Annotated in this window: 1 protein-coding gene; it reads right to left on the reverse strand. The window is 46.6% G+C overall.

Annotation, left to right across the window (positions count from 1 at the left end; all coding sequences use genetic code 11):
- The coding region (locus IEY42_RS22245; RefSeq protein ID WP_188927339.1) for an ISAs1 family transposase at positions 1-699 on the reverse strand (699 nt) is incomplete at both ends.

The raw sequence follows: 699 nt of genomic DNA on the forward strand, positions 1-699 counted from the left end.
CCTTTAAGTGTTCGTTGACGCTCAACTGCTATGAGCGACTTGGCTGATGGCCACTTTTTTGCGAGCGCCTGCGGTAGCTTTGCTGGAATTTGAAACGTCGTGCGACGCTCTTTACGGCCATGCCCCTTGTCATCCGCTTCGACACTCAATATGTCGACGCCGTCGTTATCCCAGTGAGGTTGGAACTGCATTTCTATGGCCTGCCTAAGTAGAGGTTGGTTGCCTTTTACCTGAACAATATAGTCGCCTTTAGCTTTGATGATTTGTTGAAGCGTTTCCCGCTGGCAATGAAGTGCATCAAAGGTTACAACAGCGTCTTTAATGTCTAACATGTGCAACAGCGCTTGAACCGTTGCGATTTCGTTACCTTTGGTCTGTGTATCTTGCTGATAGAGCACGATACCTTGTTCGGTATCAAAGGCCGAAACGAGGTGTAGCGCATTTTTTGCGCCATGTTGATTAACTGCACCCCGCAACGTTTTACCGTCGATAGCGATTAATGGCTTGGATGAAGCCTCTCTTAAGCTATTTGCCCAACGAAAGAGCGTTAACAATAGTATTTCGTTATCGATAACTTTAATGATCCGGGCAATGGAATGCCGAGTCGGGATCCCTTTGTCAAAATCTCGATGTTTACGTAGCCAAGATAGGTTCTCGTTGCCAAATTCTTCAATAGCTTGCCAGCCATCACAACCTGAA

Origin of the sequence: Shewanella algicola (genome assembly GCF_014648035.1) — a bacterium.
Taxonomy (GTDB): domain Bacteria; phylum Pseudomonadota; class Gammaproteobacteria; order Enterobacterales; family Shewanellaceae; genus Shewanella; species Shewanella algicola.